General features: G+C 72.0%; 17 protein-coding genes. 9 read left to right on the top strand and 8 right to left on the bottom strand.

The window, feature by feature from the left end; genetic code table 11:
- Positions 1 to 78 precede the first annotated feature (78 nt).
- Entirely contained in the window at positions 79 to 2,913 is a 2,835-nt protein-coding gene (locus tag FM119_RS00085; protein WP_087135658.1) for a glycosyl hydrolase family 65 domain-containing protein, read from the bottom strand.
- A gap of 295 nt (positions 2,914 to 3,208) precedes the next feature.
- Between FM119_RS00085 and FM119_RS00080 the strand changes: the two genes are divergently transcribed.
- The 3 genes from FM119_RS00080 to FM119_RS00070 all read left to right on the top strand — a co-directional run bounded on the left by FM119_RS00080 (position 3,209) and on the right by FM119_RS00070 (position 7,409).
- A complete protein-coding gene (locus FM119_RS00080; protein WP_087135657.1) occupies positions 3,209 to 3,805 on the top strand; it encodes a 50S ribosomal protein L25/general stress protein Ctc in 597 nt (198 codons plus the stop codon).
- Positions 3,806 to 3,961: 156 nt separating this feature from the next.
- The gene (gene pth / locus FM119_RS00075) at positions 3,962 to 4,555 is read left to right on the top strand and encodes an aminoacyl-tRNA hydrolase (protein WP_087135661.1); all 594 of its coding nucleotides are present in this window, start codon (positions 3,962 to 3,964) and stop codon (positions 4,553 to 4,555) included.
- 232 nt (positions 4,556 to 4,787) lie between these two features.
- Positions 4,788 to 7,409 (top strand): phosphoenolpyruvate carboxylase, encoded by a 2,622-nt coding sequence (locus FM119_RS00070; protein WP_087135660.1) that lies wholly within the window; start codon positions 4,788 to 4,790, stop codon positions 7,407 to 7,409.
- A gap of 89 nt (positions 7,410 to 7,498) precedes the next feature.
- Here the strand turns inward: FM119_RS00070 and FM119_RS00065 are convergent, their stop codons facing one another.
- The 6 genes from FM119_RS00065 to FM119_RS00040 all read right to left on the bottom strand — a co-directional run bounded on the left by FM119_RS00065 (position 7,499) and on the right by FM119_RS00040 (position 12,458).
- The gene (locus FM119_RS00065; RefSeq protein ID WP_087135656.1) at positions 7,499 to 7,786 is read right to left on the bottom strand and encodes a GNAT family N-acetyltransferase; all 288 of its coding nucleotides are present in this window, start codon (positions 7,784 to 7,786) and stop codon (positions 7,499 to 7,501) included.
- Positions 7,787 to 7,818: 32 nt separating this feature from the next.
- Positions 7,819 to 8,859 (bottom strand): ABC transporter ATP-binding protein, encoded by a 1,041-nt coding sequence (locus tag FM119_RS00060; RefSeq protein ID WP_087135655.1) that lies wholly within the window; start codon positions 8,857 to 8,859, stop codon positions 7,819 to 7,821.
- Positions 8,856 to 9,743: an ABC transporter permease gene (locus FM119_RS00055; RefSeq protein ID WP_087135654.1), complete on the bottom strand. Its 888-nt coding sequence runs from the start codon at positions 9,741 to 9,743 to the stop codon at positions 8,856 to 8,858. Before FM119_RS00055 ends, FM119_RS00060 begins: the two co-directional genes overlap by 4 nt.
- Positions 9,734 to 10,687, bottom strand: a complete 954-nt coding sequence (locus FM119_RS00050; protein WP_087135653.1) for an ABC transporter permease — start codon at positions 10,685 to 10,687, stop codon at positions 9,734 to 9,736. Before FM119_RS00050 ends, FM119_RS00055 begins: the two co-directional genes overlap by 10 nt.
- Complete coding sequence (locus FM119_RS00045; protein WP_087135652.1) at positions 10,680 to 11,792, bottom strand: ABC transporter substrate-binding protein; 1,113 nt, start codon at positions 11,790 to 11,792, stop codon at positions 10,680 to 10,682. The genes FM119_RS00050 and FM119_RS00045 overlap by 8 nt, the downstream gene beginning before the upstream one ends.
- A 144-nt stretch (positions 11,793 to 11,936) precedes the next feature.
- Positions 11,937 to 12,458, bottom strand: a complete 522-nt coding sequence (locus FM119_RS00040; RefSeq protein WP_087135651.1) for a MarR family winged helix-turn-helix transcriptional regulator — start codon at positions 12,456 to 12,458, stop codon at positions 11,937 to 11,939.
- A 111-nt stretch (positions 12,459 to 12,569) separates the two neighbouring features.
- Here FM119_RS00040 and mfd point away from each other — a divergent pair, with 111 nt between their 5' ends.
- The gene (gene mfd / locus FM119_RS00035) at positions 12,570 to 16,166 is read left to right on the top strand and encodes a transcription-repair coupling factor (protein ID WP_087135650.1); all 3,597 of its coding nucleotides are present in this window, start codon (positions 12,570 to 12,572) and stop codon (positions 16,164 to 16,166) included.
- 45 nt (positions 16,167 to 16,211) lie between these two features.
- Here mfd and FM119_RS00030 read toward each other — a convergent pair whose 3' ends face one another.
- Positions 16,212 to 17,459, bottom strand: a complete 1,248-nt coding sequence (locus tag FM119_RS00030; protein ID WP_087135649.1) for a Na+/H+ antiporter NhaA — start codon at positions 17,457 to 17,459, stop codon at positions 16,212 to 16,214.
- Positions 17,460 to 17,724: 265 nt separating this feature from the next.
- Between FM119_RS00030 and FM119_RS00025 the strand changes: the two genes are divergently transcribed.
- The 5 genes from FM119_RS00025 (at position 17,725) to FM119_RS00005 (ending at position 22,336) form a co-directional block, all read left to right on the top strand.
- On the top strand, positions 17,725 to 18,525 hold the full coding sequence (locus FM119_RS00025) for a MazG nucleotide pyrophosphohydrolase domain-containing protein (protein ID WP_245827143.1): 801 nt from the start codon (positions 17,725 to 17,727) through the stop codon (positions 18,523 to 18,525).
- Positions 18,526 to 18,546: 21 nt separating this feature from the next.
- Positions 18,547 to 19,827 (top strand): histidine--tRNA ligase, encoded by a 1,281-nt coding sequence (hisS, locus tag FM119_RS00020; RefSeq protein WP_087135648.1) that lies wholly within the window; start codon positions 18,547 to 18,549, stop codon positions 19,825 to 19,827.
- Positions 19,828 to 19,908: 81 nt separating this feature from the next.
- Entirely contained in the window at positions 19,909 to 21,189 is a 1,281-nt protein-coding gene (eno, locus tag FM119_RS00015) for a phosphopyruvate hydratase (protein WP_087135647.1), read from the top strand.
- Between the two features lie 71 nt (positions 21,190 to 21,260).
- A complete protein-coding gene (locus FM119_RS00010; RefSeq protein WP_087135646.1) occupies positions 21,261 to 21,788 on the top strand; it encodes an FtsB family cell division protein in 528 nt (175 codons plus the stop codon).
- 29 nt (positions 21,789 to 21,817) lie between these two features.
- Positions 21,818 to 22,336 (top strand): DUF501 domain-containing protein, encoded by a 519-nt coding sequence (locus FM119_RS00005; protein ID WP_087135645.1) that lies wholly within the window; start codon positions 21,818 to 21,820, stop codon positions 22,334 to 22,336.
- Positions 22,337 to 22,377 lie beyond the last annotated feature (41 nt).

The raw sequence follows: 22,377 nt of genomic DNA, 5'->3' as shown, positions 1-22,377 counted from the left end.
GGTCGTCCCGATGCTCGGCGAGGCGCCGGCGTCGACCAGGGGCCTGGCGCCGCGCTGTCTGCGACTGCGCAGAGCTGTCTACGGCCGCGCCGAGCCCTCCCGCGTCCCTCCGGTGTCCGTGCCCGCGCCGAGGTCGTTGCCCTGGCCGGGGCCGTCCCCGTCGGCGACCGAGCTCAGCGTGTCGGCGACGCGCGGGGCGAGCGGGGGGAGTGGGGCGGTCTCGGGGTCCGTGTGGCCGCCGGAGTTGTCCAGCAGCAGGGCCGTGATCGCGGCGGAACGCAGCTCGACGCCGTCGAGCGCCGACGTCGGAACGGTGAGGACGATCTCCGAGCGGCGGGCGACCGTGAGCCGCACGGGGGAGACGAGCGTGCCGGACGCGTCGTACAGCCCGGTGCCGGACGGGCCGCCCTGCTCGAGCCCGCTTCCGACGAGCGCGAACCGCCAGTGGGCGGGCGCAGCCGTCGGCAGGCCGGGCAGCAGACCGTCGTGGCCCGGCTGCCGACCGTCGGCGTCCGTCACTCCGTTGTCGCTGTCGGCATCGGAGAGGTAGATGTGGAGTCCGTGAGCGCTCATCGCCTCACCCGCCCACGGATTCGCGATCTCGCCGGCGACGGTCGCCACCACGCGGGTGTGGTCCGCGTCGTCGAACACCTCGACCCGTGTCAGCTCGAGGTCGGCGGCGGAGAACAGCGCTCCGTCCGGCCGCGGCGCGCGGGCGCGCGGCTCGCGGCGCACCTCCCGCAGCCGGGTGCCGTGGCCCCGCGAGTCGTCGGCGTCGACGGAGACGCGCGTCGGGATCGTCGCGGAGCCGCCCGCGGCGACCTCGACGACGCCGACGTCGCTGTGCACGGTCAGCCCCGGCCCCTCCTGGACGGAGACCGTCGTGACGCGCGGGCCGATCGCGATCGCGAACAGCGTCCCCCTGTGCTGCAGTCCCGTGAGGGTGATCCCGTCGAGCGCCGCCGGCAGCAGCGGACGCAGGACCACGCCGTCCTCGCGCAGCCGCAGGCCGGAGTAGCCGTACAGGAACTCCTGGAGGAAGCCTCCCGCACCCGTCACGAAGGTGAAGGCGCCGCCGTCGCGTTCCTCGGCGAACTGCTGGAACGGGGCGCGCAGGAACGGGTCGGCGCTGCGCTTGGTGTACCAGTACGCGTCGCGGGAGCGGCCGAGCCCGGCCGAGACGATCGAGTGCATCGCGTCCGTCATGGAGGGGCCGCCGTGCTCCGTCACCTTGGAGGCGTAGTAGTCGAGGTCGCGTGCCGTGAGCTCGTCGTCCTGCTCGTGCTCCCAGGGGTAGCCGAGCATCACGACGTCGGCCTGCTTGATGCGGGCGCCGTCGTAGTCGGCGTGCTCGAGCGTGACGCCCCTGACCGGGTCGTGGGGGATGAACATCGACGAGGCCAGCACCGACCACGGCGCGGACACGGGGCCGCCGGTCAGCTCGGAGGTCCGCAGTGCCATGCGTGCGACCGCCGCCGCGGCCGCGTTCGTGTACGCGGAGTCGTCGTGGGCCTGCGCCCACTCGTCGGGAGGGGTGACGTTCGCGATGTGCAGCAGGCCGTCGTCCCCGGTGGTCGCCCGGCCGCCCCAGAAGTCGGCCGCGCCGGAGATGATCGGGCCGCCGACGTCGCGGAGCCAGTCGGCGTCGCCCGTCGCGAGGTAGTACTGCCAGCACGCCAGCGCCACGTCGGAGACGATGTGCAGTTCCGTCTCGCCGAACTCGGTCGCCGGGGTGTGCTCGAAGCCGTCGAGCGCGCCCTCCCACGGGAACCGCGCCCCCGCATCGCCTCCGCGCGCGGCCGCGAGCCGGGCGTCGTCGAGCCGGTCGGCCCGGTAACGGAGCACGGACTCGGCCAGCTCCGGGTCCTGGAGCACGAGCGAGGGCCACATCCACGTCTCGGTGTCCCAGAAGACGTGACCGCCGTAGCCGTCCGAGGACAGCCCGGCCGGTGACAGCGAGAACGGCCGTCGGGCGTTGACACTGGCCAGGAGGTAGAAGCGGCTCGCGCGGATCTGCTGCTGCAGGAGGTCGTCGCCGTCGACCCGGATGTCCCCGCGCCACAGCCGCCGCCACGCCTCGTCGTGCGCCGAGCGCAGCTCGTCGTGGCCGCGGGCCGCGGCGTCGTCGATGCTGTGCTGCGCCTCCTCGGCAGCCACGGCGGCCTGCGCGGGGCCGGTTCCCGTGCTGATGCCGACGACCTTCCGGAACGTCGCCGGTTCGCCCGCGCGCAGTACCGTGCGGCGCTGCTGGGCGATGGAGCCGGAGGGAAGGTGCGCAGCGTCCCTCGACGCGAGGGTGCCGGGCCCGTCGAGGCGGGAGCGCACGGCGCAGACCACGCCCGTGCCCTCGAGCACGATGTCGAGCGCGAGCGTCGTCGTGTCCGCGTCCCTGCCGGCGGTGGTACGGGCGACCATCGTGGCCGCGCGCATGTCGAGCACGTCGCCGACGGTGATCTCCGCGTCCCTGTCCGCGACGACCTCGAGGGTGACGACGCCCCTGCGGTCGTCGGCACGGTCGGCGATGACCGTGTAGGCGAGGTCGTAGACGGCACCCGAGGGTGACGCCCACCGGGCCGAGGTGCGCAGTGCCCCCGTCCGCAGGTCGAGGCTCTGCGCGTAGTCGTCGATCCGCCCGTCCACGTCGTCGGCGGCCAGGGCGGCGTCGAACGCGCCGCCCTCGTCGCTCAGCGGCATCCCCGTCCACGCCGGGCCGCTCGCACGGACCTGGAACCCGTCCTGGATTCCGTAGTACCCGGCGATCGGGAACTGCGTGGGGACGGGCGCGGGGCTGAAGCCCTGTCCCGCCGCGGGGATCCGTGCGCCGAGGTGGCCGTTGCCCGTGAAGGTGGGGTGGTAGGAGTCGCTGACGGGGTCGGTGCCGGTGAGCACCCAGTCGGGGTCGGTCGTGGTCATCGGTGACGCTCCAGAACTTCGCACCGCTCCGGTGCGGGAATAGTTTTACTGTGTAAATCAATACTAGCCCTCGCTCGGGGCGCCGATCCGGGCCGGGGCGTGTCGGCGCGCGGCGGTCGTGCGCTACGATTGTCCGGAACCTCGGCGAGGGGACCAGAGATGGTTCCGTGATCGACGCGGCGGGCGAGCATCCGGCTTTTCCTCACGCTGTCCTGCGTTCGAGTTGACGACAAACCGGTCCGGCACCCCCGGCCTGGTCACACCAACGGGGCCCAGCCCCAGAAACGAGTGAGCAATGAGCGAGAACAACCTCGTCGTCGCGGACATCCGCGACAGCTTCGGCAAGGGCGCCGCACGCCGCCTCCGCGCCTCCGGCCAGATCCCCGCCGTCATCTACGGTCACGGCACCGAGCCCCGCCACCTGGCGCTCCCCGGCCACCAGCTGCTGCTGATCACCCGCCGCGCCAACGCGGTCATCGAGCTCAGCATCGACGGCACGACCGAGCTGGCCCTCATCAAGGACGTCCAGCGCGACCCGGTGCGCCAGGTCATCGAGCACATCGACCTCGTCGTCATCAAGAAGGGCGAGCGCGTCCAGGTCGAGGTGCCCGTGCACACCGACGGCGAGAGCTTCCCCGGCACCGTCGCGACCCTCGAGGTCGGCGCAGTCAACCTCGAGGTCGGCGTGACCTCGATCCCGCAGAACGTCGTCGTCTCCGTCGAGGGGCGCAACGAGGGCGAGCACGTCTACGCCAAGGACATCGTGCTGCCCGAGGGCGCCACGCTGCTCGACGACGCCGAGCTGCTCGTCGTCCAGATCGCCGTCCCCGCCCCGGAGGAGACCGACGAGGAGACCGCTGACGAGGCCGAGGCCGAGACCGAGTCCGAGTAAGTCCCGGTGACTCCGACGCCCGCCAGGGGTCTGCTCGATCAGATCAGACGCCTGGCGGGCGTCGCCCTGTCCGGCCGACCCGGCCGGACCCCGACCCCGCCCGGAGCACACCCGCTCGGGCTCGGCGACATCGACCAGAAGGAAGGCGGCCCCGACATGGCGGCACGGACGCGAGTGATCGTCGGACTGGGGAACCCCGGCGACCGGTACGCGGCGACGCGCCACAACATCGGTCAGATGGTCGTCGACGAGCTCGCGGCGAGGGCGGGAGCGCGCTGGGGCAGCCACAAGGCCAACGCGCGCGTGGCCGAGGCCTGGAACCGGCCGGGAGGGACGAAGATGATCCTGGCCAAGCCGAACAGCTTCATGAACCTCTCCGGCGGGCCCGTCCAGGCGCTGTGCCGCTTCTACTCGGTCGCGCCCGAGGATCTCATCGTCGTGCACGACGAACTCGACATCCCGTTCGACACGATCCGGCTCAAGCGCGGCGGCGGACACGGCGGCCACAACGGACTCCGCGACATCATCCCCGCGGTCGGCTCCGCCGACTTCACCCGCGTCCGCATGGGCATCGGCCGTCCGCCCGGACGTCAGGACGTCGCCGACTTCGTCCTCTCCGGCTTCTCCTCGAGCGAGCGCGCCGCGCTGGCGAACCACGTCTCCGACGGAGCCGACGCGGTCGAGCTCCTGCTCGACAGCGACCTGGCCACCGCGCAGCAGCGGGTGCACGCGCCCGCCGATCCGCGCTGACGGCGCCGTCGCCGCTGCAGCCCCGCCCGTGAGATCCGTGGCCGGGGGCAGCCGTCACACGGCGTCATGAGGCCGATCCGACCGCGTCGGAAACCCGCGGCACCGACGGGTGGGCCCGCCAGCATTCCGTCGAAGACGCGTCGAGTCGCTATTGTGCTATTCGATGACTCATTCAGCCCCCAACCCCCAGGAACCGGCGCCCCTGACGGGGACGATCCCGGCAGTGAACGACATGCCTGAGGTGCTCCGCGCCGACATCCGGCTGCTCGGGGCACTGCTCGGCGACGTCCTCCGCGAGGCCGGAGGGCAGGACCTCCTCGACGACGTCGAGCGCCTGCGACGGCTCACCATCCGCGCCTACGCCAACGACGGTCAGGGCGGGACCCGCATCGAGGAGGCGGAGGAGTTCGTCGAGTCGCTCAGCAGCGAGCGTGCCGAGCAGCTCGCCCGCGCCTTCACCTGCTACTTCCACCTGGCGAACCTCGCCGAGCAGTTCCACCGCGTCAGGGTGCTGCGCGAGCGTGCCGCGGAGCGCACGGGGGAGTCGCCCGACGACAGCCTCGCCGCCGCCTACAACCAGCTCGCCGAGGAGGTCGGGGACGGCGCGGCCGCGAAGCGCCTGGCCGGTCTGGAGTTCCGGCCCGTCTTCACCGCGCACCCGACAGAGGCCAGGCGCCGTGCCGTGGCCTCCGCGATCAAGCGCATCAGCGCGCTCCTGTCCGAGCGCGACGACCCCCGCGTGGGCGGTCGCCTGCTCAGCGACAACGAGCGACGCCTCCGCGAGGAGATCGACCTGCTCTGGCGCACCGCCCCGCTGCGGGCGGAGAAGCCGACACCGCTGGACGAGGTCCGCACGGCGATGACGATCTTCGACGACACCCTGTTCGAGTCGCTGCCCGAGGTGTACCGCAAGCTCGATACCGACCTGCGCGGCGAGGGGCACGAGCGCGAGGCCCCGATCATGCCGCCGTTCGTCAAGCTGGGCAGCTGGATCGGCGCGGACCGCGACGGGAACCCCAACGTCACGGCCAAGATCACCCGTGCCGCGGCATCGATCGCCGGGGAGCACGTGCTGCGCGGCCTCGAGAACGCCGCCAACCGGATCGGCCGGACCCTCACGGTCGACGCGGGCGACACCCCGCCGAGCCCCGAGCTGCTCCGGCTCTGGTCGCGACTGTCCGACATCGACGCGGAGCTGGCCGAGGACATCGCCGGCCGCTCACCGAACGAGCCGCACCGCCGTGCGGTGCTCATGATCGCCGAGCGCATCAGGGCGACGAGGGAGCGCACCGCGGACGCGGCGTACGCCGACGCGGCGGAGCTGCTCGCCGAGCTGCGCGTGGTGCAGGACTCGCTGCGGGCCGCGGGGGACGACCGCGCCGCGTACGGCGAGCTGCAGCACCTCATCTGGCAGGTGCAGACCTTCGGGTTCCACCTCGCGGAGCTCGAGGTCCGCCAGCACGCCAAGATCCACCAGCGCACCCTCGACGCCATCGACGCGGGCGAGAAGCTCGGCGACGAGGCGACGGAGGTCCTCGACGTCTTCCGTGCGATCGCCCACATCCAGGGGCGCTACGGCACCGACGGGGCGCGACGCTACATCATCTCGTTCACGCAGTCGCCCGAGGACATCGCCAACGTCTACCGGCTCGCCGAGGTCGCGCTCGGCTCGCCCGAGGACGCGCCGACGCTCGACGTCGTTCCGCTGTTCGAGACCTTCGCCGACCTGCGTGCCAGCACGGACATCCTGACCGCCGCACTCGACATCCCGCAGGTCAAGGCCCGGCTCGCGCAGAACGGCCGGCGCATGGAGATCATGCTCGGCTACTCGGACTCGTCCAAGGACGTCGGACCGGTCTCCGCGACGCTGGCGCTCTACGACGCGCAGGCGCGCATCGCCGACTGGGCCGAGCGCAACGACATCGTCGTGACGCAGTTCCACGGCCGAGGGGGAGCCCTCGGACGCGGAGGCGGCCCGGCGAACCGCGCGGTGCTCGCGCAGCCGCCCGGCTCCGTCGACGGACGCTTCAAGCTCACCGAGCAGGGCGAGATCATCTTCGACCGCTACGGCCACCCGACCATCGCCGCCCGGCACATCGAGCAGGTCGCCGCCGCGACCCTGCTCGCCGCGGCACCGTCGACCGGGGAACGCAACGCGACCGCGGCCGCCGACTTCGCCGAGCTCGCCGCCGTCATGGACCGGACCTCGCGGGAGCGCTTCTACGAGCTCGTGCAGGCGGAGGGCTTCGCCCCCTGGTTCGCGACGGTGACGCCCCAGGAGGAGGTCGGCTGGCTGGCGCTCGGCTCCCGTCCGGCGCGACGGGGTCTGTCCGTCGAGTCGCTCGAGGACCTCAGGGCCATCCCGTGGGTGTTCGCGTGGACCCAGGCGAGGATCAACCTCACCGGCTGGTTCGGCCTGGGCACGGCGCTCGCCGCCGTCGGCGACGTCGACCTGCTCCGCCAGGCGTACGCCCGCTGGCCGCTGTTCCGCTCGATGATCGACAACGTCGAGATGTCGCTGGCCAAGACGGACGCCCGCATCGCGGAGCGCTACCTCGCGCTCGGCGACCGCGACGAGCTCGCTCAGCTGGTGCGTGAGGAGATGGCGCTCACCTCCGAGTGGGTGACGAAGACGGTCAACGCCTCGGCCCTTCTGGCCTCGCGTCCCGTTCTGCGCCGCGCCGTGCAGCTGCGCAGCCCGTACGTGGACGCGCTCTCGCTGCTGCAGCTGCGGGCCCTGAGGCGGATCCGCAGCATCGACCCGACGACCTCGCCCGAGGAGTTCGAGGAGCTGCGCCGGCTGCTGCTGCTGTCCGTCAGCGGCGTCGCGGCGGGGCTGCAGAACACCGGGTGACCGGAGCGGAGTGAACGGGAGGGCCCCGACCGAACGGTCGGGGCCCTCCCGTTTTTCGTCGTCGGCCGGTGTGGTCCGTCGTCGGCCGCTCAGGCCCCGGCGAGGAGGTGGGCGCGCTCCGGGTGCTGCGCGAACCAGTGCGCGACGTACGGGCAGGCCGCGACGATCGGCAGGCCAGGGTCCTCGGCGAGAGCCCTGACGGCGTGCGCCGTCAGCTCCGCGGCGATCCCACGGCCGCGGAAGGCCGGGTCGGTGTAGGTGTGGGTGATGGCGACGCGGCCGTCGCCGCGGGAGTAGTCGAGCGACCCGGCGCGCTCATCGTCGATGAGGAGGGTGAAGCGGCCGGCGTCGGCGTCGTGCGTGATCGAGGTGCTCATCGCCCCAGACTACGACGCCGGCCGCGCGGGCCTCAGACGGCGAGAACGGGCTCGGGGCGGACGGACACGGAGACGCGCTGCTCCGCGTCGAGGGTCTGCTCGGCACCGTGCTGCATGATCAGCTCCAGGCCCTCGTCGGTGCGCAGCAGCGTCCTCCTCGTCGCGCCGAGGAAGCTGGAGCTCAGCACCGTCGCGTTCGGCTCGGCCTGGACGACGATCACATTCTCCGGACGCACGAGGACGGTCGCCTCCCCGTCGGCCCTGGGCGCCTGCAGGGCGACGGCGAGGCCGAACAGCAGCGCCGTGTTGTCCCGCACGGTGACGGGGACGCGCAGGCTGGTCCCGATGAACGCGGCCACGGCGCTCGTCGCCGGCGTGCGGTACAGGCGCTCGGGGGTGTCGAACTGTTCGACGCGTCCCTCGTTCATCACGGCGATCCGGTCCGAGACCGCCAGGGCCTCCTCCTGGTCGTGCGTGACGAAGACCGTGGTGATGCCCAGCCGCAGCTGGATCTGCCGGATCTGGTCCCGCAGCTGGACCCTCACCTTCGCGTCGAGGGCCGAGAGCGGCTCGTCCAGCAGCAGCAGGCGGGGCTCGGTCACCAGCGCCCTCGCCAGGGCGACGCGCTGCTGCTGCCCGCCGGAGAGCTCGTGGGGGTAGCGCTCGGCGTGCGCCTCGAGCCCGACCAGGCGGAGCGCCTCGGCGGTGCGCGTGCGGCGCTCGGCCGCATCGACCCGGCGCATGCCGAGCCCGAAGGCGGTGTTCGCCGCGACGTCCAGGTGCGGGAACAGCGAGTAGGACTGGAAGACCATGCCCAGGTCCCTGCGGTTTGTCGGCACCGACACGACGTCGCGGTCGCCGAGGAAGACCTGCCCGCCGTCGGGGGACTCGAGGCCGGCGATGATGCGCAGCGCCGTCGTCTTGCCGCAGCCGGAGGGTCCGAGCAGGCTGATCATCTCGCCCGGCCTGATCTCGAGGTCGAAGTCGTGGAGGACGGTCGTGCGGCCGAAGCTCTTGGACACGGTGCGGACGGTGAGCCCCGTGCTCGGGGCTGAGGCGGTGAGGGTGCTCATGAGGTGGCACGATCCCTTCTGCGGCGCGGGCCGCGGCGTGGACCGCCGACGCGTCCGATCAGCACGAGCAGCACGTAGGCGAAGGCCAGCGAGAGCAGCGACAGGATGACGGCGGCGTAGGGGTCCTGCTTGTTGACCACGAACAGCGCGGTCTGCAGGGTGCTGCGGTTCAGCAGCGAGGCGATGGTGAACTCGCCGAGGACGACGGCGACGGAGATGAGGCAGGCGGCGAGCAGCCCCCGGCGCAGGTTGGGCACGAGCACGCGCAGCACGACGGAGAGCCATCCGGCGCCGAGGGTCCTGGCCGCCTCGCTGAGCGTGACGACGTCGACGGCGTCGATGTTCGACTGGATCGCGCGGTAGGCGTAGGGAATCACGGTCACCCCGTAGGCGAAGGCGAGCGTCCACGCCCCCGTCCCGAGGCTGCGGCCGATGCCGAGGTAGATCGGCACCAGCCCGACGACGAGCACGATCGCCGGCAGCGACAGCGGCAGCAGGCACAGCAGCTCCATGGTCCGCCGCAGCCGGGGGAAGCGCAGCGTCACGAGCAGCATCGTCGGAGCCAGCAGCAGCAGGACGATCGCGACCGTCACCAGGGCGAGGATGAGCGAGTTGCCGAGTCCCGTCCAGATGACGCTGTAGCGCCCGGCCGTCTCGGGGGAGAACAGCGCGATCCAGTGGTCCAGGCCATGCCCGTCGGCGGTGCGCAGCGAGAACTCGAGCATGCTGATCAGGGGGATCGCGAACGCCGCGGCGATGAGGCTGAGCGTGATGACGGCGGTCGCCGTGCGCGGCGCGGGCCGGGACGGGCCTGCCGTCCGGCGGCGGGGTCGCGCGCCGGACGGGACTGCGGGCGCGACGGGCGCCGGAGAGGTCACTGCCATCTGCTCGCCCTCCTCTGCATGAGCGCGTAGAGCGACATCACGACGGCCATGACGGCGAGCATGCCCAGGGCGAGCGCCCCGGCGAGGTTCTCCCTACCGAGCACCGTCTCGCTGGTCAGCGCCGCCCGGATCTGGAGCGGAACGATCGCCGATCCCTGGCTGGAGAGCGCCGCCGCGGTGGCGTAGGACGAGAAGGCGTTGGCGAACAGCAGCAGGGTGCTCGCCAGGAACGACGGTGCCAGCACGGGCAGAGCCACGCGACGCCAGAACACGCCCGTCGTGCCGCCGAGGGTGAGGACCGCCTCGACCCAGGTCTGGCGGAGCGCGCCGAGCGCGGGCATGAAGGTGATCACCATGAGCGGGACCTGGAAGTACAGGTACGGCAGGATCAGGCCGGGCAGCTCGTAGATCCAGGTGCCGTCGGCGAAGATGTCGATGCCGAAGCCGTCCCGCAGCCCGACGGTGATCAGCCCCTGGATGCCGATCGTCGCGATGAAGGCGAAGGCGAGCATGACGCCGCCGAACTGGGCGAGGACGCCGCTGGCCGCGTCGACGCTGCGGCGCACCGCTCCGTCCTCGGGCAGCGCGAGCAGGCTGAGGCAGACGGCGGCGCCGATCAGCGCGCCGAGCACGGCGGTGAGCGCCGACAGCCAGAGCGAGTTGGTGAAGGTGGCGATGATCACGGGGTCGGCGAGGGCGGTGATGTTGGCCATCGTCGGGGTGCCGTCGGCGGTGGTGAACCCGGTGGCGACCGCGATGACGGTCGGCGCCGCGAGGAAGATCAGCAGGTAGACGGCGAACGGCGCGAGCCCCGCCGCGGCGCGCAGGGCGCCGGGGCGGGGTCGCGTCCGGGCGTGCCGGCCGGTCGGCGCGGGGGAGGGGACGCCGCTGGGTGTCCCCTCTGCTCCGCGCCGTCCGGCCGTCGAGGTGACGGCGTCAGCCAATGGTGCTGGCCCAGGTCTCACCGAGCAGGGTTCCGGCTGCCTCGCTCTGGTCGGCCGTGGGGACGACGACCTCGGCGGGGGCCTCGGGCAGGGCGTCCCAGAGCTTCTGGTCGATCGTGCCGGCCTCGGACATGGCCTCGGCGCGCGCGGGGCGGGCGCCGCCCTCGAGGAAGAGGTTCTGGACCTCGTCGCTGTAGAGGAACTCCTGCCACAGCCGGGCCGCCGCGGGGTGCGGTGCGTCGACGTTGATCGCCTGGTTGTAGTAGCTCGCGTAGCCGGTCCCCTCGGGGACGACGACCGCGAAGTCCGGGTTCTCGGCCGTGTGGGCGGCGTTGAGGTAGTCCCAGTCGAACACGACGGGGGTCTCGCCCGAGGCGACGGTGGCCGTGGTCACGTCGACCTTGAGCAGATTGCCTGCGGCGTTCATGTCGCCGAAGAACTCGATCCCCGGGGTGAAGTCGTCGAGCGTCCCACCGTTCTGCAGCGTGGCCAGGCCGACGGCGGCGAAGGCGGCGCCCGCCTGGGTCGGGTCGCCGTTGAGGGCGACGGCTCCGCGGTAGTCGTCGGAGAGCAGGTCGGTGAACTCGGTCGGCTCGGGGTACTGTGACGAGTCGTAGCCGATCGACATGAAGCCGCCGTAGCCGCCGACGAACAGGCCCTCGGCGTTCTTGAGCTCATCGGGGACGTCGTCGAAGCCCTCCGTCTTGTACGGGGCGAACTGGTCGGTGTTCTGCAGCGCGACGGTGAGCCCGAGGTCGAACACGTCGGGGGCGGTGTCCAGGCCCTTGTTGGTCACCGCCGCCTGGATCTCCTCGGCGCTCGAGACGTCGGGTGAGGCCTCGTTGATGGTGATCTCGGGGTAACGCTCGGCAAACAGGTCGAGAATGGCGCCGTAGTTGGCCCAGTCGCGGGGGAGGGCGATGACGTTGAGCGCGCCCTCCTCCTTGGCGGCCGCCTCGAGCTCGGCGAGGCTGCCGAAGTCGGCGAGGCTCTCCGCGGTGGCGGCGGGGCTGTCCTCGCTGGAGGCGCCGGTCGAGCAGCCGCCGAGCAGGAGGGCTGCGGCTGCGGTGAGGGCTACGGTGCTGACGATCCGTCGGGTACGCATGTCGGGGTGGGTCTCCTCGTGTACGGGCGGAGTGACGGATGCTGATATCCGCGCGGGTGGGCTCCGACCCGGGTTGAGGCTAGGCGCGGCAACGGACCGGCCGGTGACGCGCCGGTGAACGGTGGTCGACGAACACCCTGTTCGTTACAGCGGGGGCACGCTCACGGTCGGCCGCGGCTGATCGTTGGCGCAGCGCGCCACCTCGGCGAACACCGCGGACATGCCCTGGTGCAGCGCGCGCAGGTCGTCGGGGTCGAGCGCGGCGAGCGTCTCGCGGGTGAGCTCCCTCGTCGTCGCGGCGAGTTCGAGCACGAGCGCCCTGCCCGCGGCGGTGGCGCCCAGCCGCCGGACGCGGTGGTCGACGGCGTCCTCGTGGCGCTCGACCATGCCGTGTTGGACGAGGCGCTCGACGATCCCCGAGGTCGTCGCGAGGGACACGTGCAGGTCGGTGGCGAGGTTCTGGACGCTCATCTCGGGGGAGGTGGCGACGATGATGGCGAGGGCCTTGAGCTGGCCCATCGTCAGCGGTACCGTCAGCAGCGGTCCGACGATGCTCGGGATGAGCATCTCCTGGACGCGTTTGCGCTCGGCGATGATCTCGGCGATGAGCTCATCGCCCCTCTCCGGCATCGTGGAGTCGTCGGCGCCCGCCGTCCTCGGGGTCATCGCTGTCCTCCTGGATGTGTGTCGACGCGATTCTCCCCAGCATATCCGCGTGGGCTGCCGAGCAGGCCCCTGCGATCCGGCCGTGTCGCCGGTGCGTCCTAGACTGTTCCGGTGACTGTGCAGGGTGTGACCGTGGCGCTCGAGCGCGCCGAATCCGTCGACAGGGCACTGCGCCAGCTCGACGTCGACTCCGACTTCTCCGCCGCTGAGGGGCTGCGCGTTCCGCTCCTGGCGGCGCTGCTGCGCCGACGGCACGAGCGGGGCCTGCCCGCGGCACTGATGACCGTGACGGCGACGGGGCGCGAGGCCGAGTCCGTCGAGCGTGCCTTCCGCACCCTGCTGCCCTCCGCGCGGGTCGTCGTGCTTCCGGCGTGGGAGACGCTCCCGCACGAGCGGCTGAGCCCGAGCGCCGAGACCGTCGGGGCGCGGCTGTCGGCGCTCCGGGCGATGGAGGAGTGGGACGGCTCGGCGCCGCTCGTCCTCATCGCCTCGGTGCGCGCCGCCCTGCAGCCGGTCGCCGACAACCTGCTCAGCGTCGCGCCCATCCGCCTCCGCGCCGGTCAGAGGGGCGTCGACCTGGACGAGACGGCGCGCACGCTCGTCGACCTGGCCTACACCCGTGTCGACCTCGTCTCCCGGCGTGGCGAGTTCGCCGTGCGCGGCGGCATCCTCGACGTGTTCCCCCCGCAGTCGCCGCACCCGGTCCGCGTCGAGTTCTTCGGCGACGAGGTCGAGCAGCTGCGGCCGTTCTCGGTCGCCGACCAGCGCTCCGGCTCGGAGCCGGTCGAGGAACTGCTGCTCCCGCCGAGCCGGGAGATGCTGCTGACCGCGGCGGTGCGCCAGCGCGCCGCCGAGATGCAGCACGAGTTCCCCGGGCTGCAGTCGATGCTCGAGCGCATCTCGCAGGGCATCGCCGTCGACGGCATGGAGTCGCTGGCGCCGGCTCTCGTCGAACGGCTCGTCCCTGTCAGCGACTACCTGCCGCGCGGCGCGGCCGTCGCCGTTCTGTCGCCCGAGCGCGTCGCCACCCGGTCCATCAGCCTGGCGGAGACGAACAGGGAGTTCCTCGAGGCGGCCTGGAGCGCGGCCACGGCGGGGGCGCAGGCCCCCATCACGCTCGAGACGGGCGACTTCCTCACCCTCGGGGCGCTGCGCGAGGCCGTCGTCGCCCGCGGCGATGCGGCGGGGCCGTGGTGGACGATCAGCGAGTTCCAGCAGGGGCCCGACGACGCCATCGATGTCGAGGCGATGCTCACCCAGCGCGTCCTGGGCGACCCGGTGCCGAGCTTCCATGGCAGCGTCGACGGCGCCGTGGAGCACCTCGGCGCCCTGCTGCGCGACGGCTGGAGCGCCGCGGTCGTCGTCGCGGGCGAGGGCCTGCGCGAGCGCGCCGCCGACGTCCTCGCCGAACGCGAGATCGCCGGACGCCTCGCCGACGACTACCCCTCCGAGCCGGAGCCGGGCGTCGTGTACCTGCTCAGGGGCGAGCTGGAGGCCGGCTTCGAGCAGCCGGAGCTGCGACTCATCGCCCTCGGCGAGGCCGAGTTCTACGGCCGCGCGGTCGGCTACGACTCCCGCCAGGTCAAGAAGCTCGCCTCCCGGCGCAAGAATGTCGTCGACCCGCTCAAGCTGACCGCGGGCGACTACGTCGTCCACCAGACGCACGGCATCGGGCGCTTCCGTGAGATGACCCAGCGTGAGGTCTCCACCGGCGGACGCAACGCCCAGAAGTCGCTGCGTGAGTACCTGGTGCTCGAGTACGCGCCGTCCAAGCGCGGCGGTCCGGGCGACAAGCTGCTCGTGCCCACCGACCAGCTCGACCTGCTCTCGCGCTACGTCGGCGGTGAGGCGCCGCAGCTGTCGAAGATGGGCGGGAGCGACTGGTCGCAGGCGAAGTCGAAGGCCCGCAAGGCTGTGAGGGACATCGCCGTCGAGCTGGTGAAGCTCTACTCCGCTCGCATGGCCTCGGTCGGGCATTCCTTCGGACCGGACACCCCGTGGCAGCGGGAGCTCGAGGAGGCCTTCCCGTACGCCGAGACGGCCGACCAGCTGCAGACCATCGACGAGGTCAAGGCCGACATGGAGAAGCCGATCCCGATGGACCGGCTGCTGTCCGGCGATGTCGGCTTCGGCAAGACCGAGGTGGCCGTGCGTGCGGCGTTCAAGGCCATTCAGGACGGCAAGCAGGTGGCGATGCTCGTGCCGACGACGCTGCTCGTCAGACAGCACCTGGAGACCTTCCAGGAGCGCTTCGCCGGTTTTCCCGTGCACCTGCGCGCTCTCAGCCGGTTCCAGACCGACAAGGAAGCACGGGAGACGATCGCCGAGCTGGAGCGCGGCACCGTCGACATGGTGATCGGAACACACCGGATCCTCACCGACAACGTGCTGTTCAAGGACCTCGGCCTGGTCATCATCGACGAGGAGCAGCGCTTCGGCGTCGAGCACAAGGACAAGCTGAAGAAGCTCAAGACGAACGTCGACATCCTGGCGATGAGCGCGACCCCCATCCCGCGCACGCTCGAGATGGCGGTCACCGGCATCCGCGAGATGTCGACGCTGGCGACGGCGCCGGAGGAACGTCACCCGATCCTCAGTTTCGTCGGCCCGCGCAACGACAAGCAGATCCAGGCCGCCATCCGCCGCGAGCTGCTGCGCGAGGGGCAGGTGTTCGTCGTGCACAACCGCGTGCAGTCGATCAACCGTGTCGCCAGCGAGCTCGCCGAGCTGGTCCCCGAGGCGCGCATCGCGGTTGCGCACGGAAAGATGAGCGAGTCGATGCTCGAGCAGGTCGTCGTCGACTTCTGGGAGCGCAAGTTCGACGTGCTCGTCGCGACGACGATCATCGAGACCGGTCTGGACATCTCGAACGCGAACACGATCATCATCGACCAGGCGGACAAGTACGGCCTCAGCCAGCTGCACCAGCTGCGTGGCCGCGTCGGTCGCGGTCGTGAGCGCGCGTACGCCTACTTCCTCTACGACGCCACCCGGCCGCTGAGCGAGACGGCGAACGACCGGCTGTCGACGATCGCCGCGAACAACGAGCTCGGCAGCGGTATGCAGGTCGCCCTCAAGGACCTCGAGATCCGCGGGGCGGGTAACCTGCTCGGCGGCGAGCAGGCGGGGCACATCGCCGGGGTCGGCTTCGACCTGTACCTGCGCATGATCGGCGAGGCGGTCTCGACGTTCCGCGGTGAGGAGCAGAGCGGTCCGGCCGAGCTCCGGCTCGAGATCCCCCTCGAGGCTCATATCCCCGAGGACTACATCGACAGCGAGCGGCTGCGGCTGGAGGCGTACCAGAAGCTCTCGGCCGCGTCGGCGCCGACCGCGGCGGACGGTCAGATCGACCTCGTCGTGGACGAGCTGACCGACCGCTACGGCGAGCTGCCTGGACTCGTGCAGTCCCTCGTGCAGGTCGCTCGCCTGCGCCAGCGCGTGCAGCGGGCGGGCCTGTCCGAGTTCGTCGTCATGGGGTCGAAGCTGCGCGTCGCACCCGTCGTCCTGGCCGACTCGGTGCAGACCCGCCTGAGGCGGCTGTATCCCACGGCGAAGCTCATCACGCAGTCGGAGGCGCTGCTTGTTCCCCTCCCGGAACGGCACGGCGAGGTCCTCTCCGGGGACGAGCTGTTGGCCTGGATCTGGCAGCTGCTCGACGCGCTGTTCCCCGTCGAGGCGGACGCAGCCGTCCGAGCACCCGGGGCCTGAGCGCTCGGGTCCCGAGCCCCGGGCCTCAGGGCCCGGGGCTGACCGTCAGCGGCCGGCGGTGCGCCGGAGCGCACTCCGGCGCACGGCGACGACGACGACCGCGAGAACGACGGAGATCGCCGAACCCAGGAGCACCCCGAGCGTTCCCTCCGTGGCGATCGTCTCGTCCCCGGCGAACGCGAGCTCTTTCATCAGCAGCGAGACGGTGAAGCCGATGCCTCCGAGGCTGGCGACCACGAGTGCGTCGCCGAGCGTCAGCCGCTCACCGCCGGAGCCGACGAGGCGGCCGAGGAGCGCGCCGGCGGTGATGCCGATCAGCTTGCCGAGGGGGAGGGCGAGCATGATCGCCCAGAACGGGGCGGCCAGCTCGTCGAGGGGGACGGAGGGGATCGCCACCAGGGCGGCCGAGAACGCGAACAACGGCAGAATCGCGCCGTTCACGACGGGCTCCAGGCGGTGCGCGGCGGTGTCCCCCGGCGCCGACGCCAGTGCCAGTCCGAGCGCGACGCCGGCGATGGTCGCGTGCACCCCAGAGGAGAGCACCGCCGCCCAGACCGCCACCCCCACGACGATGAGCAGGACCGTGCGCAGCACGCCCCCCGGCATCGTCCTGCTGAGCACGGCGACGGCCGCGACGCCGACGGCCGCGAGGAGGAGCGGGACGGGGCGGGGGTCGTCCGTGAAGAACACCGCGATGATGATGATCGCGATGATGTCGTCGATGATGGCGAGCGCGAGCAGGAAGACCCTGATCCGGCCGGGCAGCCCCCGCCCGATCACGGCCAGCACGCCGAGCGCGAAGGCGATGTCGGTCGCGGTAGGGATAGGCCAGCCGTCCGGCGCGCTCGACCCCGCGATGACCAGGTAGACCGCGATCGGCGCGACGACGCCCCCGACGGCGGCGATGGCGGGGCGCAGCGCCGCCGAGGCGCTGGACAGCGAGCCGACCGTCAGCTCCCTGCGCAGCTCGATCGCGGCGGTGAAGAAGAACACGGCGAGCAGTCCGTCGCTGATCCAGTGGCCGACGCTGAGCGTGTGCCCGGCGACGGGGAGCGGCACCTCCGTCGCCTGAACGGCCAGCAGCGTGGGGCCGAGGGGACTGTTCGCCAGGACGATGGCGAGGACCGCCGCGGCGAGCAGGATTCCCGCGGCGAGTCGGGGGGAGCGCAGCGGGTTGTGCGATGTCCCGGCGTCACCGGGATCGTGCGGGGCGCCGGACGCCGTCGCCGCGGAGCTCGCGGCGTCGTCGGCGGGGGTGTGGGGGAGGTACGGGGTGTCGGAGGTGTCGGCCATTCCGGGCTCTTTCCTCGCCGACGGGTTGGCCCGACGGCGGTTCGATGAACGATTGCACCGTGTGAACGGCGGCCGACCAGACTTCCCGGCACTCCGCAGACCACGATAGCGCGCCGCTCGCCCGTCCGCGGAGGACGGCCCTCCGGGCGCCTAAGCTGGGGACAGAGGACGCCGGAGCGGCGGCCCGCCCCGCGCGGCCGCGTCGCCGACGGTTCGGGTGCCGCGGTCGGACGGGTCGCGGCATCGGTGAGCGAAGGGACACGAGGTGAGCACAGCGGCCGGGACAGGCCCCTCGGCGGGACCCCGAGACGAGGAGGCGCTCGCCGCCGCCGCGGTCCGGCTCCAGGCGGTCATGGCCCGCATCCGGCGCGACTGCGTCTGGACGCGGCGGATCGACCACGACGCGCTGCTGCCGTACCTGCTGGAGGAGGCGGCCGAGCTCGTCGAGGCGGTCGAGTCCGGCACGACGGCCGACGTCGTCGAGGAGCTCGGCGACGTGCTCTGGCAGGTGGTGTTCCACGCCGAGATCGCCACGTCGGCGGGGGAGGGCTACGACCTGGCCGCGGTGATGACCGGCATCACCGACAAGATGGTGCGTCGTCACACCCACGTGTTCGGCCCCGACCGTGCGGAGACCGTCGAGGACGTCGACCGGCTGTGGTCGGCGGCGAAGGCCAGGGAGAAGGCGTCGCGGACGAGCGCGCTCGACGGGGTGCCCTCGTCGCTGTCGGCCGTGGCCAGGGCGCAGAAGGTCCTCGGCCGGGTCGACGCCCGGCTCGCCGAGGAGGCGGCCGATCCCGACCGGGAGGGGACCGCCACTGCCCCGGCCTCCCCGTCCGCGGAGCCCGCACGCGCGGCGACTGAACCGGCGGAGACCGTCCCCGCGGTGCCCGGGCCCGGTGAGCCCGGCGTCCCGGCGGACGGACGCGAGGAGGCGTACGGTCGCGCCCTACTCGCCCTCGTCGCCCGCGCCCGTGCCGACGGCATCGATGCGGAGGGCGCGCTGCGCCGGCAGACCCGTGAGCTGGAGGGCAGACAGCGTCGCGCCGAGGCCGATCGGGCCTGAGCCGCGTGCCAGAATGAGTGCATGGCAGCACCCGTCACCCCGCCGCGCGGAATGCGCGACTTCCTCCCCGCAGACAAGGCCAGGCGCGAGCGCATCCTCGGAACGATCCGTCGTGTGTACTCCGCCCACGGCTTCGACGAGATCGAGACGCCCGTGGTCGAGGACCACGCCCGGCTGCACTCCGGGCTCGGCGGCGACAACGAGAAGATGTCGTTCAGCGTCCTGCGGCGCGGGCTCGGCCACGACGACCTGGTCGCGGCCGCCGAGGCGGACGACGCCGAGACCCTGGCCGACCTGGGCCTGCGCTTCGACCTGACCGTGCCGCTCGCCCGCTACTACGCCAGCCACAGGGCGGAGCTGCCCCCGGTGTTCCGCTCGGTCCAGATCGGACCGGTCTGGCGGGCCGAGCGGCCGCAGAAGGGCCGCTACCGCCAGTTCGTCCAGTGCGACATCGACATCATCGGCGAGGCGGGACCCCTCGCCGAGGTCGAGCTCATCCAGGCGACGACGGCCGCGCTGGCCGCGCTCCGCCTCGACGGGGTGCGCGTGCGGATCAACGACCGGCGCATCCTGACCGCGATGCTTGCCTTCTTCGGCGTCCCCGAGGAGCAGTCCCCTGCGGTGCTCATCACCCTCGACAAGCTCGACAAGGTCGGCGTCGACGGTGTTGCCGCTGAGCTCGCGGACCGCGGAATCGATGCGGAGGTCGTCGCCGGTATCGAGCGCTACCTGCGCGCCGCGCGCCCCGCCGCGGAGGAGGGCTTCTCCGAGGCGACCATCCGGCGCAGCCTGCCCGAGGGCCTCGACGACCCCTCCATCGCCGAACTCGCCGCACTCGGTGCCGCGCTCGATGGCGAGAAGCTCGTCTTCGACCCGTTCCTCGTGCGGGGAATGGGCTACTACACGGGCACGATCTTCGAGATCGAGCACCCCGACTTCGGCTACGCCCTCGGCGGGGGCGGCCGCTACGACGGCATGATCGGCCGTTTCATCAACCAGGACGTCCCCGCGTGCGGGTTCTCCATCGGCTTCGAGCGGATCGTCGACCTTGTCGACGGGTCGCAGGCGGAGCGCCCGCGCCGGATCGTGCTCGTGCACGACAGGGATGCGGCACCGGCGGTGCTCGCCGCGGCGAAGGCGGAGTTCGTCGCCGCGGGCGACGAGGTGCGGCTGGAGCGCCGGGTCAAGAACACGCGTTCTCTGCTCAACCGCGTCGAGGCGGAGGGCTTCGACGGCTTCGCGCAGCTGGCCGCCGACGGAACGGTCGGAGAGGTGCGGGAGTTCACCGCCGCGACCGACTGACGTCGTTCCCCTCGGTGCGGCACTGACTAGACTGACGGTGACCCAAGCAAAGCCCATCCCCTTCAGACGAGGAGTCAAGTCGTGGCAGAAATTGAGGCCGTAGGCGCTCGCGAAATCCTGGACTCGCGCGGAAACCCGACCGTTGAGGTCGAGGTCCTGCTCGAGGACGGCACGGTCAGCCGCGCCGCCGTCCCCTCCGGCGCATCCACCGGCGCATTCGAGGCGTACGAGCTGCGCGACGGCGACGCCGACCGCTACCAGGGCAAGGGCGTGCTCAAGGCCGTCGACGCCGTGTTCAGCGAGATCGCCCCCGCCGTCGAGGGCCTCGACGCCACCGACCAGCGCCTGGTCGACCAGACGATCATCGAGCTCGACGGGACCGAGAACAAGTCCCGTCTGGGCGCCAACGCGATCCTCGGCGTCAGCCTGGCCGTGGCCAAGGCCGCCGCGGACTCCGCCGACCTGCCGCTGTACCGCTACGTCGGCGGACCGAACGCCCACGTCCTGCCCGTTCCGCTGATGAACATCATCAACGGCGGTGCGCACGCGGACACCGGCGTCGACATCCAGGAGTTCATGATCCTCCCCGTCGGCGCGGAGACGTTCTCCGAGGCGCTGCGGTGGGGCGTCGAGACCTACCACGCCCTCAAGAGCCTGCTCAAGGCCAAGGGCCTGGCGACCGGGCTCGGCGACGAGGGCGGCTTCGCCCCCGACCTGGAGCACAACCGCGCGGCGCTCGACCTGATCGTCGAGGCCATCGGCAAGGCCGGCTTCGTCCCCGGCACCGACATCGCGCTCGGGCTCGACGTCGCCTCCACCGAGTTCTACGAGAACGGCCAGTACCTCTTCGAGGGCCAGAAGCTCAGCTCGGCTCAGCTCAGCGACTACTACGCCGACCTCGTCGCGAACTACCCGCTGGTCACCATCGAGGACCCGCTGGCGGAGGACGACTGGGAGGGCTACGCCCACCTGACCCCGGCGCTCGGCGACAAGGTGCAGCTCGTCGGCGACGACCTGTTCGTCACCAACCCGGCGCGTCTGGCCGACGGCATCCGCAAGGGTGCGGCCAACTCGCTCCTGGTGAAGGTCAACCAGATCGGCACGCTGACGGAGACGCTCGACGCCGTGTCGCTCGCTCAGCGCTCCAGCTACACCGCGATCCTCTCGCACCGCTCCGGCGAGACCGAGGACACCACGATCGCCGACCTGGCCGTCGCGACCAACGCCGGCCAGATCAAGACCGGTGCCCCGGCCCGCAGCGAGCGCGTCGCCAAGTACAACCAGCTGCTGCGCATCGAGGAGGAGCTGGGAGACGCCGCCGTGTACGCCGGTCGCAGCGCGTTCCCCCGTTTCACCGCATAAGCTGGATGAACGGAACTCCGGCGGTGGTCCTCGGGCCGCCGCCGGAGTCTTTTTGACGAAGGACAGCTGCTGTGGCATCACGACGGCGCCAGACGGGCGCGACCGACCAGGGATGGCTGTGGAGCCTGCGCTTCTCCGGCTACTCGGCACTGGTGTTCGGGCTGGTCGTTCTGGCCGTGGCCTCGCTCGCCCCGAACGTCACGCAGCTCGTCGCCCAGCGCCAGCAGATCGCCGAGCTCAGCCGTTCCGTGACGGAGGACCGTGACGAGGTCGAGCGGCTGAAGGCCGAGCGCGAGCGCTGGAACGACAAGACCTTCGTGACCTCCCAGGCCAGGGACCGGCTCTACTTCGTCAAGCCGGGCGAGGTCAGCTTCATCGTGATCAACGACATCGATCAGGGCGCTCTGACCGGCACGGCGGGCGACATCAGTGACGAGGTCGAGGCCGCGAGCGTGCAGTGGCCGAGCGCGCTGCTGGGCTCCATCGTCAACAGCGGTGGCGCACGCACCGTGTCCGAGGTCCCCGGTGCCGTCCCCGATCCGGACACCACCGAGCCCGCGCCGGCCGACGGCGCCACCCCCACCCCCGCAGGCGAGTGAGCCGGACGAACAGGAAGACCCGTGACAGCATGACCACCCCGCCCTTCGACGAGCCGAGCGAGCGCGACATCGCGATCGTCACCGCCCAGCTGGGCCGACCGGCGCGGAACGTCGTCGGAATCGCCGCCCGCTGCGTGTGCGGCTCGCCCACCGTCGTCTCAACGGCGCCGCGGCTGGCCGACGGCACCCCGTTCCCGACCTTCTACTACCTGTGCCATCCCGCCGCCACCGCCGCGGCGTCGACCCTGGAGGCGGAGCACCTCATGCCGGTGTACGCCGCCGAGCTCGAGGAGGACCCGTCGGTGGCGCAGGCGTACCTCCGCGCGCACGAGTCGTACCTGGCTGACCGCGCGCACTACGGCGAGGTCGCGGAGATCGCGGGGGTCAGTGCGGGCGGCATGCCCACGCGGGTGAAATGCCTGCACGCCCTCATCGGCCACGCCCTCGCGGCCGGGCCCGGGGTCAACCCGGTTGGGGACCGCGCGCTGGCCGAGGCGCGCTGGTCGCCCGAGGTCTGTGTCTGCCCGGACTGGCTCGCGGCCGACTGAGCCGATGGCGCCGACACGGGGGACGGGGGCGTCCGGGGGAC

This window comes from Mycetocola reblochoni REB411 (assembly GCF_900163835.1).
Lineage (GTDB): Bacteria > Actinomycetota > Actinomycetes > Actinomycetales > Microbacteriaceae > Mycetocola_B > Mycetocola_B reblochoni.
Note: the sequence above shows the minus strand (reverse complement) of the source record. Positions and strands in the feature narration are given on the sequence as shown.